Raw genomic sequence first — 15,287 nt, 5'->3', positions numbered from 1 at the left:
CCGGACTCCTTGTCCTATTTTGACACGAGGATGGGCGATTACCGCAAGGCCCGAAGTCAGTGCTTTAGGTCACGATTGAGGCAATGGCCCGGATCGGGACCTACGTCCCCGTCTGTTCCGGACGACCGTCACCCGGCCGCCCGGCGCCGCTCCGGCCGGGCTCAGCTCGCGTTCTGCCGCCCGCGGATCACGCTCCAGCGGTCGGTCAGCCGCTCGTACGCGCTGCCCGCCCGCTCCCCGTCCCCCTCGCGCAGCGCGGCGAGGCCCTCCGCCACATCCGCGGCCGAGTGGTCCTCCTCCAGCTGCCCGGCGGGCAGCGTGTGCACCAGACCGCCGTAGTCCAGCTCGACCAACGACCGGGGGTGGAACTCCTCGAGCCACCGGCCGACGTCCACCAGCCCGTCGATCAGCGGCCCCTCGCCGAGGGACTCCTTGAGCACCTTAAGGCCACGCGCAACCCGGCGCCTGGCCTGGACCATCGGGGTGCGGTAACGGAGGATGAGTCCGTCGTCACCCTTGGTGAATTCGCGCTCCTCGTCCGCGAAGAGCACGAACCAGCGCACCGGCACATGCCAGGTGGCCGAGCGGATCCACGGCCGGGCGTCCGGGTTGCGCTCCAGCCACCGCTCGAAGTCCGCCACCGCCTGCCGGCGCACCACCGGGGGCAGCGCCGCGTCCAGAAGGGGCCCGGGAAGGCGCTCCGGCAGCTCTTCCAGGGCCAGCCAGCCCCTCAGCCGCGTACGCCACGGACAGACGCATGTGACGCCGTCCACGAGCGCCACGAAGGCGTCCGCGCTCTCGTGCACCGGAACCGCCACCGGAGGGACCGGCAGGAGGTCCGCGAGCGAGCGGCGCAGCTCGTCCTGCGCACCCGGCAGGTCGTCGCGCTTGGCATACCGCGCCCAGTGCGATCGCTCCGGCTCCGGAAACGCTGCCAGTGGCTCATAGACCCGGAGATACGCCGCGTACGGGACAATCACCGAAGACGCCAAGGTCACACGCGCTCCCTCAAGGCTGAGACCACCGCCGGGGGCTCCCTTACCCCCACCTGACGGCATCGTCCCATGCCCGGTATCCGGACTCGTCGGGGACATGGCCGATCCCCTGGGGCCCCAGGGCTTACGCTCTTGCCCACGGCCCTCCCCACCAGCCAGGAGGGCGTCTACCCCGACCTATGGGAGTCACCACCGTGACCGACGTACGTCACACCGTCAGTGCCGACGGTCCGACGGAGAGTCGCGTGCCGAACCCTCTCTCACCGCTTGCGACGCTGTTCCGGTCCGATCTCGGCGGGCATGAGCAGGTCCTGCTCTGCCAGGACCGCGAGAGCGGTCTCAAGGCCGTCATCGCCCTTCACTCGACCGCCCTGGGCCCGGCCCTCGGCGGCACCCGCTTCCACGCCTACGCCTCCGAGGAGAACCCCGAAGAAGCGGCGCTCCTCGACGCCCTCAACCTCGCCCGCGGCATGTCCTACAAGAACGCGCTCGCCGGGCTCGACCACGGTGGCGGCAAGGCCGTGATCCTCGGCGATCCCGAAGAGATCAAGACCGAAAAGCTGCTGCTCGCCTACGGCCGCTTCGTGGCCTCTCTGGGTGGCCGCTACGTCACCGCCTGCGATGTGGGCACCTATGTGTCCGACATGGACGTCGTCGCCCGCGAGTGCCCCTGGACCACCGGCCGCTCCCCCGAGAACGGCGGCGCCGGCGACTCCTCGGTGCTCACCGCCTTCGGTGTCTTCCAGGGGATGCGGGCGAGCGCCCAGGCGTCCTGGGGCGCGCCCACGCTGCGCGGCCGCCGGGTCGGCATCGCGGGCGTCGGCAAGGTGGGCCACCACCTGGTCGAGCATCTGCTGGAGGACGGCGCCGAGGTCGTGGTCACGGATGTGCGCGGTGAGTCGGTGGACCGCGTGCTGGCCCGCCACCCCCGGGTGCAGGCGGTCCGGGACACCGAGGCGCTGATCCGCGCCGACCTGGACGTCTACGCCCCGTGCGCGCTCGGTGGCGCCCTGGACGACGCCACGGTGCCCGTCCTGACCGCGAAGGTGGTGTGCGGCGCGGCCAACAACCAGCTGGCCCACCCGGGGGTCGAGAAGGACCTGGCCGGCCGCGGGATCCTCTACGCGCCGGACTACGTGGTGAACGCCGGTGGTGTCATCCAGGTGGCGGATGAGCTGCACGGGTTCGACTTCGATCGGGCCAAGGCGAAGGCGACAAAGATCTTCGATACGACTTTGGCCATATTCGATCGTGCACAGACCGACGGAATCCCGCCCGCCGCGGCCGCCGACCGGCTGGCCGAGCACCGGATGGCGGAGGGCCACGACGCCTGAGCCGTGGCCCACAGGCGCCTGAGAGCGTCTGGGCGCAGCCGCGGGCAGGCCGTGCGGGGATCTTGCCGGAGGCCGCCGGAGGGGCGACATGGGAGCCCCCTGGGAGCCATCGGCGAGACATCCCTCACGGCCTGTCGGCGGGTCGGCCCGCAAGACAGGTTAAAATCGCAGCTGACCAGCGAGGAACGGGCTCCTCGCGGGTTCTGCCTCGTGGCACGTCGTGTGGGCGACGTACCGTATGGCCACAGAAGCAGGTACCGTTGAAGCCCTACGGACCGGTCTCTCTTATGAGAGTCCGCTCCGATTTATGAACGTGAACGCGTGTCAAGACTCTGGGGCCGTCGAGCCCCGTCGTTGAGGGGGTCGAGCCATGGGGCGCGGCCGGGCCAAGGCCAAGCAGACGAAGGTCGCCCGCCAGCTGAAGTACAACAGCGGTGGGACGGATCTCTCACGCCTGGCCGAGGAGCTGGGCGCATCGACACCGAGCCAGCCGCCGAATGGCGAGCAGTTCGAGGACGATGAGCTGGACGACGACCCGTACGCACAGTACGCGGATCTGTACAACGACGATGAGGACGAGGACGACGACCAGTCCGATCCGTCCCCGCAGCGTCGCCGCGCCTGAACCACCCGTTCCAGGCGCTCGGCTTATCGCCGCACACCTCCACCGGTCCGGGGCACCCGCCTCGGACCGGCTTCTGTGCTCTCCGCGCACCCGGCGCGGTCCACTCAGTCCGCATGGTCATCAGCTCGCATGATCACCGGTCAGCGTCACCGCCTCCGCGTCCGGGGCCGTGCGCTCGGTGATCTCTCCGCTGACCCAGGCGTCGACACCGCGGTCGGCGAGCGTGGTGAGCGCCACATCGACGGAGTCGGCCGGGACGATCGCCATCATGCCGACGCCCATGTTGAGGGTCTTCTCCAGCTCGAGACGCGCGACCGATCCGGCCTGACCGACCAGCTCGAAGATCGCGCCGGGGGTCCAGGTCGAGCGGTCCACGACCGCGCGCAGCCCCTCGGGGATGACCCGCGCGAGGTTGTTGGCGAGCCCGCCGCCGGTGATGTGCGAGAAGGCGTGCACCTCGGTGGTGCGGGTGAGGGCCAGGCAGTCCAGCGAGTAGATCCGCGTGGGCTCCAGCAGCTCCTCCCCCAGCGTCCGGCCGAGCTCCGGCACCTCGCGGTCCAGCGCCCAGCCGGCCCGGTCGAAGAGCACATGGCGGACGAGTGAGTACCCGTTCGAGTGAAGTCCGGACGAAGCCATGGCGATCACCGCGTCCCCCGTTCGGATGCGATCGGCGCCCAGCACCCGATCGGCCTCGACCACGCCCGTACCGGCCCCGGCGACATCGAAGTCATCGGCGCCCAGCAGCCCCGGGTGCTCGGCGGTCTCGCCGCCCACCAGGGCGCAGCCGGCGAGGGTGCAGCCCTCGGCGATGCCCTTGACGATGGCGGCGACGCGCTCCGGGTAGACCTTGCCGACGCAGATGTAGTCGGTCATGAAGAGCGGTTCGGCACCGCAGACCACCAGGTCGTCCACGACCATGCCGACCAGGTCGCGGCCGATGGTGTCGTACACGCCCATCCGCCGGGCGATGTCCACCTTGGTGCCGACCCCGTCGGTGGCGGAGGCGAGCAGCGGACGCCGGTAGCGGGCCAGGGCGGAGGCGTCGAAGAGCCCGGCGAAACCGCCGAGGCCGCCCACGACCTCGGGCCGGCTCGCCTTCTTGACCCACTCCTTCATCAGTTCGACGGCGCGGTCACCCGCCTCGATGTCGACGCCCGCGGCGGCGTAGGTGGACCCGGACTCAGGCATGACGTAGAGATCTTTCGTATCGGGGATGACAGGCGTGCGCTCAGGGACGGCGCAGTGCGTCGGCGCCGCCGACACCAGCGGTCAGCGTCGTCACGCCGTCGGCGTCGGCGCTGTTCGGGGCCTGTGTTTCGGACTCCAGGAGGTGCTTGCCCAGCAGCCCCGGATCCGGCAGCTCCATCGGGTACTCACCGTCGAAGCAGGCGCGGCACAGATTGGGCTTGGCGATCGTGGTCGCCTCGATCATGCCGTCGGTGGAGATGTACGCCAGCGAGTCGGCGCCCAGGGACTTCCCGATCTCCTCGACCGAGAGGCCGTTGGCGATCAGCTCGGCGCGGGTGGCGAAATCTATGCCGAAGAAGCACGGCCACTTGATCGGCGGGGAGGAGATCCGGATGTGGACCTCGGCGGCGCCGGCCTCGCGGAGCATCCGCACCAGGGCGCGCTGGGTGTTGCCGCGGACGATCGAGTCGTCGACGACCACCAGGCGCTTGCCCCGGATGACCTCCTTGAGGGGGTTCAGCTTGAGCCGGATGCCGAGCTGGCGGATGGTCTGCGAGGGCTGGATGAAGGTCCGGCCCACATAGCTGTTCTTGACCAGTCCGGAGCCGTACGGAATCCCGCTGGCCTCGGCGTAGCCGACGGCGGCGGGGGTGCCGGACTCGGGCGTCGCTATGACCAGGTCGGCGTCGGCCGGGGCCTCCTTGGCCAGCCGGCGGCCCATCTCGACCCGGGAAAGGTACACATTCCGGCCCGCGATGTCGGTGTCGGGACGGGCGAGGTACACGTACTCGAAGACGCAGCCCTTGGGGCGGGCCTCGGCGAAGGTGGTGGAGCGCAGCCCGTTCTCGTCGATGGCGACCATCTCGCCGGGCTCGATCTCACGGATGAAGGACGCGCCCACGATGTCCAGGGCGGCGGTCTCGGACGCCACCACCCAGCCGCGCTCGAGGCGGCCGAGGACCAGCGGGCGAATGCCCTGGGGGTCGCGCGCCGCGTACAGCGTGTGCTCGTCCATGTAGACGAGGCTGAAAGCACCCTTGACCTTGGGCAGCACGATGGGGGCCGCCTGCTCGACGGTCAGCGGCTTGCCGTCGTCGTCCACCTGGCCCGCGAGCAGGGCGGTGACCAGGTCGGTGTCATTGGTCGCCGCGACCTGGGTGGCCCGGCCGCCGTCCCGGGGCAGGGCCGCGACCAGCTCCGCCAGCTCGGCGGTGTTGACCAGGTTCCCGTTGTGGCCGAGCGCGATCGAGCCGTGGGCGGTGGCCCGGAAGGTCGGCTGCGCGTTCTCCCACACCGAGGCTCCGGTGGTGGAGTAGCGGGCGTGACCGACCGCGATATGGCCCGTGAGAGAGCCGAGGGAGGTCTCGTCGAAGACCTGGGAAACCAGGCCCATGTCCTTGAAGACGAGGATCTGGGAGCCGTTGCTCACCGCGATGCCCGCGGACTCCTGTCCACGGTGCTGCAGTGCGTACAGCCCGAAATAGGTGAGTTTGGCGACCTCTTCACCCGGTGCCCAGACTCCGAAGACGCCACAAGCGTCCTGGGGGCCCTTCTCACCGGGGAGCAGGTCGTGGCTGAGTCGTCCGTCACCACGTGGCACGTCATCGAGTCTAGGCCAGTTCGGCGGTGCCTCCGAACGAGGGACCCGTCAGGGGGGCGTAAGTCACATTCCCCGCACCGCTCCGAGCCCCCGGAACCCGGGCCCGACCTGCGCTGGCCAGGCGCTGAATTCCGTGGCCGAGGCAAGGATCACATCTCGCGCCCCGAAAAGGATCACACTGTGTGCGCTCGGCCGAGCACGGGGAGGTGCGCGGAGAGGTCGGCGCGGTCGCCGCTCGCGGTCAGCGGTGCAGAATCCAGGGCTTCGGCCCAGGTCAGGCGGCCCGTGGCGAGGCGGATCCAGGTCAGCGGGTCGGTCTCGACGACGTTCGGCGGGGTGCCGCGGGTGTGCCGGGGGCCCTCGACGCACTGGACCACGGCGAACGGCGGGATCCGGAGCTCGACCGAGCCGCCGGGCGCCTTCGCCGCGAGGGCGTCGGCGAGCACCCGGACCGCGGTGGCCAGCGCCTGCCGGTCGTGCCGTACGGGCACGCCGGTGGCGGCCGTCAGGTCGTCGGCGTGGACCACGAGCTCCACACAGCGGGTGACCAGGTAGTCCTCCAGCCGCATCGCCCCGACGCGGGTGGCCAGCAGCCGGTCACCGGGCGCGACGGAGGCCGTCTCCGCGAACCGCGCCTCGGCGCGCTCCAGCAGCTCGCCCAGGTCCTCGCCCGCCGCCGGAGTCTCCTCGTCGACCGGACCGGCGTGCGCGGCGAGCGCCGCGGCCCAGCCGGTGACGGTGACGGTGACCTGCCGTGCGGGCGGCGCGGGCCGCTCCAGGAGCCGGACGGCGGAGGTCACGGCCATCGCCAGATGCGCGACCAGCTCCCGGACCGTCCGGCCGCCGAGCCGGGTGGGGTCGTCCAGACCCGTCGCGTCCAGCTCCCCGGCCGCCTTCCGCACCATCCTGAGCTGCGCGATCACGGCGGTCCGGGTCTTGGCGGGGTCATAGCTGCGGGCACGGGCACGGGGCGGCATGGCGGAGAGCTTACGACCCCGGACAGCGGCAGGATGGAAGGAGGAAGGGTTTTCCATCGGCATGGAAGGTGTGAGATGCCATGGGCGAACATCCCGATCGCGCCTTGGTGCGCCGCGCCTGTACGGCCTTCTCCCAGGGCGATCTGGACACGGTATCGACGCTGATGACGGCGGACGCCGTCCATCATCTGCCGGGTGAGAACGCGATGTCGGGCCACCACAAGGGCCGGGACGCCTGCATGGACCTGTACCGCTCGATGTACGAGGAGACCGGCGGCACGATGCGGGTCGACGTGGAGAGGGTGATGTGCGACGGGCGCGGACACACGATGTCCGTCCACCATCTGCGCGCCGAGCGCGGCAACCGCGGCCTGGACATGAGGACCGGAAATTTCTTCACCGTCGTCGGCGGGAAGATCACCGACATCGACCAATGCGTCGAGGACATCGACGCCTGGGACGCGTTCTGGGGCCCGTGAACCCCGGCGCGCCAGGCCTACGGCCCGCTCCCTGCCGTCAGGGAGCGGGCCGTAGGTCACCCAGGACGCGGGTCCTCAGGCCAGCAGGCCCGGGATCGTCGCCTCGTACGGCTCCCGCAGCTCGGCCAGCGGGATGGAGAACTGCCCCTGGACGTCGATAGCGTCGCCGTCGATCACACCGATACGGGCCGCCGGAAGCCCCCGCGCCCCGCACATGTCCTTGAAGCGGACCTCCTCGCTGCGCGGTACGGCGACGACCGCCCGGCCCGCGGACTCGGAGAACAGCAGCACGAACGGGTCCAGACCGTCGGGGACGACGATCCGGGCGCCCTTGCCGCCGCGCAGACACGACTCGGTGAGCGCCTGGATCAGACCGCCGTCGGACAGGTCGTGGGCGGCGTCCACCATGCCGTCGCGCGAGGCCGAGATCAGGATCTCGGCGAGCAGCCGCTCCCGCTCCAGGTCCACCTTCGGCGGCAGTCCGCCCAGATGGTCGTGGATCACCTGGGACCAGGCCGAGCCGCCCAGCTCCGCCTCGGTGTCGCCCAGCAGATAGAGGAGCTGGCCCTCCTCCGCGAAGGCGATCGGGGTGCGGCGGGCCACATCGTCGATCACGCCGAGGACGGCGACGACCGGCGTCGGGTGGATGGCCACCTCGCCGGTCTGGTTGTACAGCGACACATTGCCGCCGGTGACCGGGGTGCCCAGGGTCAGGCAGCCGTCGGCGAGACCGCGGGTGGCCTCGGCGAACTGCCACATGACCGCGGGGTCCTCCGGCGAGCCGAAGTTGAGGCAGTTGGAGATCGCGAGCGGCGTGGCGCCGGACGCGGCCACATTGCGGTACGACTCGGCGAGCGCGAGCTGCGCCCCCGCGTACGGGTCCAGCTTGGCGTAGCGGCCGTTGCCGTCGGTGGCGACGGCCACGCCCAGGCCCGTCTCCTCGTCCACGCGGACCATGCCCGAGTCCTCGGGCTGGGCGAGGACCGTGTTGCCCTGGACGAAGCGGTCGTACTGATCGGTGATCCAGGACTTGGACGCCTGGTTCGGCGAGGCGACCACCTTGAGGACCTGCTCGCGCAGCTCCTCGGCGGTGGCCGGACGCGGCAGCTTGTCCGCGTCGTCGGCCTGGAGCGCGTCCTGCCACTCGGGGCGGGCGAAGGGGCGCTCGTAGACCGGGCCCTCATGGGCGACGGTGCGCGGCGGGACGTCCACGATCTGCTCGCCGTGCCAGAAGATCTCCAGCCGCTCGCCGTCGGTGACCTCACCGATGACGGTGGCGATGACGTCCCACTTCTCGCAGATCTCCAGGAAGCGGTCGACCTTCTCGGGCTTCACGATCGCGCACATGCGCTCCTGCGACTCGCTCATCAGGATCTCCTCGGGGGAGAGCGAGGAGTCGCGCAGCGGCACGGTGTCCAGCTCGACCCGCATCCCGCCGGAGCCGGCGCTGGCGAGCTCGCTGGTGGCGCAGGACAGGCCCGCGCCGCCGAGGTCCTGAATGCCCTCGACCAGGTCCTCCTTGAAGACCTCCAGGGTGCACTCGATGAGCAGCTTCTCCTGGAAGGGGTCGCCGACCTGGACGGCGGGGCGCTTGGTGGGCTTTCCCGTGCCGGAGGCACTGTCGCCGGCAGCGTCGAAGGTCTCGGAGGCCAGCACGGAGACGCCGCCGATGCCGTCGCCGCCGGTGCGGGCACCGTAGAGGATCACCTTGTTACCGGCGCCGGACGCCTTGGCGAGGTGGATGTCCTCATGCTTCATCACGCCCACGCAGAGCGCGTTGACCAGCGGGTTGCCCTGGTAGCAGGGGTCGAAGACGACCTCGCCGCCGATATTGGGCAGGCCCAGGCAGTTGCCGTAGCCGCCGATGCCCGCGACCACACCGGGCAGCACCCGCTTGGTGTCGGGGTGGTCGGCGGCGCCGAAGCGCAGCGGGTCCATCACGGCCACCGGGCGGGCGCCCATGGCGAGGATGTCGCGGACGATGCCGCCGACGCCGGTGGCCGCGCCCTGGTAGGGCTCGATGTACGAGGGGTGGTTGTGCGACTCGACCTTGAAGGTGACCGCGTAGCCCTGGCCGACGTCGACCACACCCGCGTTCTCACCGATGCCGACGAGCAGGGCGTCGCTCTCGGGGGCCTTCTCACCGAACTGCCGCAGATGGACCTTGCTCGACTTGTACGAGCAGTGCTCGGACCACATGACGGAGTACATCGCGAGCTCGGCGCCGGTGGGGCGGCGGCCCAGGATGGCGCGGATGCGCTCGTACTCGTCCTGCTTCAGACCGAGCTCGGCCCAGGGCTGCCCGTCGTCCGGGGTCTGCGCCGCGTGCTTGGTGGTGTCCAGGGTCATGCGCTGACCAGCCTCTTGAGGATCGAGGTGAAGAATCCGAGACCGTCGGTGCGACCGGTGCCGATCAGCGGTTCGACGGCGTGCTCGGGGTGGGGCATGAGGCCGACGACATTGCCCGCCGCATTGGAGATTCCGGCGATGTCGCGGAGCGAGCCGTTGGGGTTGAGCTCCTCATAGCGGAAGACGACGCGTCCCTCGGCCTCGAGTTCATCGAGGACGCGCTCATCGGCGACATAGCGTCCGTCGATGTTCTTCAGCGGGATGTTGATCTCCTGACCCTGCTCGTATGAGCGCGTCCAGGCGGTCTCCGCGTTTTCCACTCGCAACTTCTGATCGCGGCAGATGAAGTGCAGATGGTTGTTCCGCAGCATCGCACCGGGGAGGAGATGGGTCTCGGTGAGAACCTGGAAGCCATTGCAGATGCCAAGCACCGGCATACCGGCCTTCGCCTGGTCGATCACCGACTCCATTACCGGAGAGAACCGGGAGATCGCGCCGGCCCGCAGATAGTCGCCATAGGAGAAGCCGCCCGGCAGGATCACCGCGTCGACCTGCTTGAGGTCCTTGTCGCGGTGCCACAGCGGTACGGCTTCGAGGCCGGCGGTGCGCACCGCGCGCTGGGTGTCGCGGTCGTCGAGCGTGCCGGGGAAAGTGATGACTCCGATGCGTGCGGTCACGATTCGGCCTTCACGGCGCTGGTGTCGGCACCTTCGCCGACCTCGACCTTCACGGAAAAGTCCTCGATCACGGTGTTCGCCAGGAAGGTCTCGGCGATCTCATGGATACGGGCGAGGGCGGCATCGTCGACCGGGCCCTCCACCTCGAGTTCAAAGCGCTTGCCCTGACGGACATCGGCGATCCCCTCGAAACCGAGGCGGGGCAGTGCTCGCTGCACCGCCTGGCCCTGGGGGTCGAGGATCTCCGGCTTGAGCATGACGTCGACTACGACGCGTGCCACTGGCACTCCCGGTGGTGTGGTGCTGGTGCGTAAGGCGGTGGCCCAAGCCTACCCCGGCGAAAATTCTACGCGAGTAGATATGCAAGGGTTCGGTCACGTTTAAGCATCGTCGGTGGCAACTGACGGGGAAAGGTCGGGGAAAAACGTATGGTCCCGATCGCGGCGTGACACGCGGATGGAATTACCGGGGTTCACAATGCAATGCCAGTCGCTGTACAAATGAAAAAGCATTGTTGGACACAACTGGACAGCTGACATCTTTGCACGTCAACGCATCGATGCAGCCCGAAAGGACCGATATCCGTGGCGCAGCGCGTAGTAGTCACGCTCTCCGACGACCTCGAGGGCGGCCAAGCGGAAGAGACGGTCACGTTCGGACTCGACGGCAAGTTGTACGAGATCGACCTCAACTCTGCCAATGCGTCGAAACTGCGCGACGCGCTCGCGCCGTACGTGGAGGCCGGCCGCAAGCGGGCCCGCTCCGGCAAGACGTACCGCCGCACCGATGTCGCCCCGGACCCGGCCGCGGTGCGCGCCTGGGCCAGGTCGCACGGCATGGAGGTGCCTCCGCGCGGCCGGATCCCCAAGAAGGTCTACGAAGCCTTCAACGAGTCGGCCTGACTGACCCGTTCAGCCGAGTTGCACACCACCCCGGGTGATCCGCTAAAGTCTGGAGCACGCCGAGGGGCGAGGCCGAAAGGCCGAAACCCCGAGGAAGACACCATGCGGGTGTAGCTCAGTAGTAGAGCGCCCCCTTTCCAAGGGGGAGGCGCAGTGTGCGATCCCTGTCACCCGCTCTCATCGTCTACCGCTCTCTTGCGAAGAGGATCAGGTAGAGTGATGCACGCGCCGATCGGTGAAAGCTGGTCGGAGGCATGCGGACGTGGCTCAGTTGGTAGAGCATCACCTTGCCAAGGTGAGGGTCGCGAGTTCGAATCTCGTCGTCCGCTCCAGATCTGAGGCGCCGGTCGAATCGACCGGCGCCTCAGGCGTTTTCGGCCCCGGAATCCATGGTGGGGGCCGGGGCGGAGCGAACGGCGGTGCCGCCGAGGGAAAGTGACGGCGTGCCGGGTCCGGGTGGTCCCGCCGCACGAAGGTCCCGCTGGGAGGAGCGTGTGAACGACACCGCGGCGATCCGGGTGCTGCTGGCCGACGATGAGCATCTGATCCGGGGCGCCCTGGCCGCCCTGCTGGCGCTCGAGGACGATCTGCTGGTGGTCGCGGAGGCGGCGTCCGGGCCCGAGGCGCTGGCGATGGCACGGGCGCACCGGCCCGATGTGGCGGTGCTGGACCTCCAGATGCCGGAGGCGGACGGGGTCTCGGTGGCCGCGGCGCTCCGGTCGGAGCTGCCCGACTGCCGGACGATGATCGTGACCAGCCACGGCCGGCCGGGTCACCTCAAGCGGGCCCTGGGGCAGGGGTGCGCGCGTTCGTACCGAAGACCACCTCCGCGCAGCGGCTGGCGGAGATCATCCGCACGGTGCACGGCGGGTCCCGCTACGTCGACCCCGGCCTGGCCGCCGACGCGATCAGCGCCGGGGACTCCCCGCTGACCGCACGGGAGGCGGAGCTGCTGGAGCTGGCGGCGGACGGCGCCTCCATCGCGGAGATCGCCCAGCGCGCGGCGCTCTCCCAGGGGACGGTCCGGAACTATCTGTCGGCCGCGGCGGCGAAGCTGGGGGCGGAGAACCGGCACGCGGCGGCGCGGATCGCCCAGGAGCACGGCTGGCTCTGAGCGGCTCCCGAGCGCTCCCGAGCGGGCGGCCCGAGCGGCCTCGACACCCGGGTGGTAGTTCACCGGTCGAGGGTTTGGTTATAGTAGAGGCGCGTCGAACCGGAAAAGTCCGGCGCAGGCGGACGTAGCTCAGTTGGTAGAGCGCAACCTTGCCAAGGTTGAGGTCGCGAGTTCGAGCCTCGTCGTCCGCTCCGTGCATCAAGGGTCCCGGCCGATCGGCCGGGACCCTTGGTCGTTCCGCGGCCTACTTCCAGCCGGTGCCGGTCAGCAGCTCGTAGGCCTCCGCGTACTTCGCCCGCGTCCGCTCGACGACCTCCGCCGGGAGCGGGGGCGGCGGCTGCTCACCGGCGCGGTCCCAGCCGGAGGCCGGGGAGGTCAGCCAGTCGCGGACGTACTGCTTGTCGAAGGACGGCTGCGGGCGGCCGGGCTGCCACTGGTCGGCGGGCCAGAAGCGGGAGGAGTCCGGGGTCAGCACCTCGTCGGCGAGCACCGGCTCGGCGCCCTCCGCGCCCAGGGTCGCCTCCGCGTAGCCGAACTCGAACTTCGTGTCGGCGAGGATGATCCCGCGGGCTCGGGCGATCTCCCGGGCCCGGTTGAAGATGGCGAGGGTGGCCTGGCGCAGCTGGGCGGCGGGCTCGGCGCCGATGCGGTGGGCCACCTCCTCGTACGCCACGTTCTCGTCGTGCTCGCCGACCTCGGCCTTGGTGGCCGGGGTGAAGATCGGCGAGGGCAGCTCGGAGCCGTCGGTCAGCCCCTCGGGGAGGGCGATTCCGCACACCGTACGGGTCTCGCGGTACTCGGCCAGGCCGGAGCCGGTCAGATGGCCGCGCGCGACGCATTCGACCGGGACCATCCGCAGCGACCGGCAGATCAGGGTGCGGCCCTCCCAGTCGGCGGGGGCGCCGGGGGGCAGCTCGCTGGACAGGACGTGGTTGGGGACGAGGTCGGCGAGCAGGTCGAACCACCAGAGGGAGAGCTGGGTGAGGATCTTGCCCTTCTCGGGGATCTCGGTCGGCAGGACCCAGTCGTAGGCGGAGATCCGGTCGCTGGCGACCATGACGAGCTCACCGCGCTCGTTCCGGTAGAGGTCGCGCACCTTGCCGGTGTGCAGGTGCTGAAGGCCCGGAACCTCGACCGGTTCGGGCTTCTCGACGAATCCGGACACGCTTCCTCCTGGTGTTTTTGTCCAAGCCCCGTTGATTCTGCCGCACGAAGCGGCCGTGACCGGCGGCGGGGCGCGGACCGCGGGGCCCGGCGGTTCGGGTTCCGCTTCCGGCCGGTTCGAACACCTCGCAGGAGGAACTCGTTCGGCGGGACACGCGAAGGAGGGCTCCGGATGCGCCTGGAGGCGCCCGGATGGGAGGTGTGGCATGGCCGACGCGGCGATCGTGGGCAGCGGCCCCAACGGGCTCGCGGCCGCCGTCACGCTGGCCCGCGCCGGGCTGCGGGTGGAGGTGTACGAGGCCGCCGACAGCATCGGCGGCGGGCTGCGCAGCCAGCCGCTCTTCGACGCGGACATCACCCATGACATCTGCTCCGCGGTCCACCCCATGGCGCCCGTCTCCCGCTTCTTCCGTGCGTTCGACCTGGCCGCGCGCGGGGTGGAGCTGCTGACGCCCGAGATCTCCTACGCCCAGCCGCTGGACGGCGGCCGCGCCGCGCTCGCCCACCGCGATCTGGCGGCCACCTGTGCCGGGCTCGGCCCGGACGGGGAGCGCTGGCGGCGGCTGATGGCGCCGCTGCTGCGGCACAGCGAGGGCGTGGTCGACTTCGTCCTCTCCGGACAGCGCGCACTCCCCCGCGATCCGGTGGCACCGCTGCTGCTGGCCTCGCGGATCCTCGTCCACGGCACCCGGGTCGGCGCCGCCCGCTTCACCGGTGAGGCGGCGCCCGCCCTGCTCACCGGGGTCGCCGCCCATGCCGTGGGCGAACTGCCCAGCCTGGCCGGGGGCGCGGTGGCGGCCCTCCTCGGGCATCTGGCACACGGCCCCGGCTGGCCGCTGCCGCGCGGCGGCAGCGCCCGTATCGCCGAGGCCATGACGGACGACATCACCGCGCACGGCGGCACCTTCCACACCGGGTGCGCGATCGGCGACCTCGGCGAGCTGACCGGCGGCGCTCGTGCGGTGCTGCTCGACACCGGTGTGCCGGGGCTGCTGGACATCGCCGGGCGCCGGCTGCCCGACCGCTATGTCCGGGCGCTGCGGCGGTTCCGCTACGGCCCGGCCGCCGCCAAGGCCGACTTCCTGGTCAGCGAGCCGATCCCATGGGCCGACCCCGCCGTGGGCCGCGCCGGGACCGTGCACCTGGGCGGCGGCCACGCCGAGCTGGCCCGGCAGGAAACCCTGACGGCGCGCGGGGTGCGCAGCCGGGAGCCGTTCGTCCTGCTCGTCGACCCGGCCGTCACCGACCCCGGGCGCGCCCGGCCCGGCAGGCGCCCGGTGTGGGCCTACGCCCATGTGCCGAACGGCGACGACACCGACCCGGTCGCGCTGATCCGCTCCCGGATCGAGACCTACGCCCCCGGCTTCGGCGACACCGTGCTCGCGGCGCGCGGCCTGTCCGGGCGGGACCTGGAGGCGTACGACCCCAACAATGTGGGCGGGGACATCGGCTCGGGCGCGATGACGCTATGGCAGAGCCTCGCCCGGCCGGTGCCCCGCCTCGATCCGTACCGCACCCCGCTTCCCGGGCTCTTTCTGTGCTCGTCGGCGACCCCGCCCGGGCCGGGGGTCCATGGGATGTGCGGCTATCTGGCTGCTTTGTCGGCGCTACGGCATGTCTTCGGGGTCCGGAAGGTCCCGCCCCTGGCCCCGGTGGCGTAGGCGCCCAACGGGTCTTGCCGCCTGCGGCGGGCTGTTCCCCTCCCCGCCCCTTCCCACAACCGGGGCTCCGCCCCGGACCCCGTCACGGCGCCTCCCGATGTGCGCGAGACCCGCCCGGCCATCCGCCACGCCGACGGACCGACCGCGTACAACCCACCGGCGCAGGTGCTCACGCCCTCGCCGCCCGTACCGCGGAGCCCCTGGCTCCTGCTCAGCGGCCCG

The 15,287-nt window shown here is 70.7% G+C and carries 13 protein-coding genes, 3 tRNA genes and 1 pseudogene; 9 read left to right on the top strand and 8 right to left on the bottom strand.

Translation table 11 applies throughout. The features are described from left to right. Positions 1-161: 161 nt before the first annotated feature. Positions 162-998: a DUF8083 family protein gene (locus BLV72_RS18205; RefSeq protein ID WP_093463496.1), complete on the bottom strand. Its 837-nt coding sequence runs from the start codon at positions 996-998 to the stop codon at positions 162-164. A gap of 176 nt (positions 999-1,174) precedes the next feature. On the opposite strand from BLV72_RS18205, the gene BLV72_RS18200 reads away from it, so the two are divergent. Both BLV72_RS18200 and BLV72_RS18195 read left to right on the top strand, forming a co-directional pair. Then, complete coding sequence (locus BLV72_RS18200; RefSeq protein ID WP_244320832.1) at positions 1,175-2,329, top strand: Leu/Phe/Val dehydrogenase; 1,155 nt, start codon at positions 1,175-1,177, stop codon at positions 2,327-2,329. A gap of 370 nt (positions 2,330-2,699) precedes the next feature. Continuing rightward, positions 2,700-2,954 (top strand): DUF3073 domain-containing protein, encoded by a 255-nt coding sequence (locus tag BLV72_RS18195; protein WP_059146544.1) that lies wholly within the window; start codon positions 2,700-2,702, stop codon positions 2,952-2,954. 120 nt (positions 2,955-3,074) lie between these two features. Here BLV72_RS18195 and purM read toward each other — a convergent pair whose 3' ends face one another. The 3 genes from purM to BLV72_RS18180 form a co-directional block, all read right to left on the bottom strand. Next, positions 3,075-4,142: a phosphoribosylformylglycinamidine cyclo-ligase gene (purM, locus tag BLV72_RS18190; RefSeq protein ID WP_093463494.1), complete on the bottom strand. Its 1,068-nt coding sequence runs from the start codon at positions 4,140-4,142 to the stop codon at positions 3,075-3,077. Between the two features lie 40 nt (positions 4,143-4,182). Further along, complete coding sequence (purF, locus tag BLV72_RS18185) at positions 4,183-5,742, bottom strand: amidophosphoribosyltransferase (RefSeq protein ID WP_093463493.1); 1,560 nt, start codon at positions 5,740-5,742, stop codon at positions 4,183-4,185. A gap of 173 nt (positions 5,743-5,915) precedes the next feature. Then, positions 5,916-6,719 (bottom strand): sterol carrier family protein, encoded by an 804-nt coding sequence (locus BLV72_RS18180; protein WP_093463491.1) that lies wholly within the window; start codon positions 6,717-6,719, stop codon positions 5,916-5,918. 80 nt (positions 6,720-6,799) lie between these two features. Between BLV72_RS18180 and BLV72_RS18175 the strand changes: the two genes are divergently transcribed. Further along, the gene (locus BLV72_RS18175) at positions 6,800-7,198 is read left to right on the top strand and encodes a nuclear transport factor 2 family protein (RefSeq protein ID WP_093463490.1); all 399 of its coding nucleotides are present in this window, start codon (positions 6,800-6,802) and stop codon (positions 7,196-7,198) included. A 75-nt stretch (positions 7,199-7,273) separates the two neighbouring features. Here BLV72_RS18175 and purL read toward each other — a convergent pair whose 3' ends face one another. The 3 genes from purL to purS are packed head-to-tail and all read right to left on the bottom strand — an operon-like array spanning position 7,274 to position 10,505. Beyond that, positions 7,274-9,547 carry a phosphoribosylformylglycinamidine synthase subunit PurL gene (purL, locus tag BLV72_RS18170; protein WP_093463488.1) on the bottom strand — a complete coding sequence of 758 codons (2,274 nt, stop codon included), beginning with the start codon at positions 9,545-9,547 and terminating at the stop codon, positions 7,274-7,276. After that, positions 9,544-10,224, bottom strand: coding sequence for a phosphoribosylformylglycinamidine synthase subunit PurQ (gene purQ / locus BLV72_RS18165; protein ID WP_093463487.1), 681 nt, complete (start codon positions 10,222-10,224; stop codon positions 9,544-9,546). Before purQ ends, purL begins: the two co-directional genes overlap by 4 nt. Next, the gene (purS, locus tag BLV72_RS18160; RefSeq protein WP_093463485.1) at positions 10,221-10,505 is read right to left on the bottom strand and encodes a phosphoribosylformylglycinamidine synthase subunit PurS; all 285 of its coding nucleotides are present in this window, start codon (positions 10,503-10,505) and stop codon (positions 10,221-10,223) included. Before purS ends, purQ begins: the two co-directional genes overlap by 4 nt. A gap of 303 nt (positions 10,506-10,808) precedes the next feature. On the opposite strand from purS, the gene BLV72_RS18155 reads away from it, so the two are divergent. The 5 genes and pseudogenes from BLV72_RS18155 (at position 10,809) to BLV72_RS18135 (ending at position 12,431) form a co-directional block, all read left to right on the top strand. After that, positions 10,809-11,126 carry a histone-like nucleoid-structuring protein Lsr2 gene (locus tag BLV72_RS18155; RefSeq protein WP_059146536.1) on the top strand — a complete coding sequence of 106 codons (318 nt, stop codon included), beginning with the start codon at positions 10,809-10,811 and terminating at the stop codon, positions 11,124-11,126. Between the two features lie 104 nt (positions 11,127-11,230). Then, positions 11,231-11,302, top strand: a tRNA-Gly gene (locus BLV72_RS18150). Positions 11,303-11,382: 80 nt separating this feature from the next. Then, positions 11,383-11,458, top strand: a tRNA-Gly gene (locus BLV72_RS18145). Positions 11,459-11,620: 162 nt separating this feature from the next. After that, positions 11,621-12,240: pseudogene (locus BLV72_RS18140) on the top strand (response regulator). 118 nt (positions 12,241-12,358) lie between these two features. Continuing rightward, a tRNA-Gly gene (locus BLV72_RS18135) sits at positions 12,359-12,431 on the top strand. Between the two features lie 53 nt (positions 12,432-12,484). On the opposite strand, the gene BLV72_RS18130 is transcribed toward BLV72_RS18135, so the two are convergent. Next, a complete protein-coding gene (locus tag BLV72_RS18130) occupies positions 12,485-13,405 on the bottom strand; it encodes a phosphoribosylaminoimidazolesuccinocarboxamide synthase (RefSeq protein ID WP_093463484.1) in 921 nt (306 codons plus the stop codon). A gap of 205 nt (positions 13,406-13,610) precedes the next feature. Between BLV72_RS18130 and BLV72_RS18125 the strand changes: the two genes are divergently transcribed. Further along, positions 13,611-15,065: a phytoene desaturase family protein gene (locus BLV72_RS18125; protein WP_093463482.1), complete on the top strand. Its 1,455-nt coding sequence runs from the start codon at positions 13,611-13,613 to the stop codon at positions 15,063-15,065. Positions 15,066-15,287 lie beyond the last annotated feature (222 nt).

This window comes from Streptomyces melanosporofaciens, from assembly GCF_900105695.1.
Taxonomy (GTDB): domain Bacteria; phylum Actinomycetota; class Actinomycetes; order Streptomycetales; family Streptomycetaceae; genus Streptomyces; species Streptomyces antimycoticus.
This window is presented reverse-complemented; position numbering and strand designations above follow the sequence as displayed.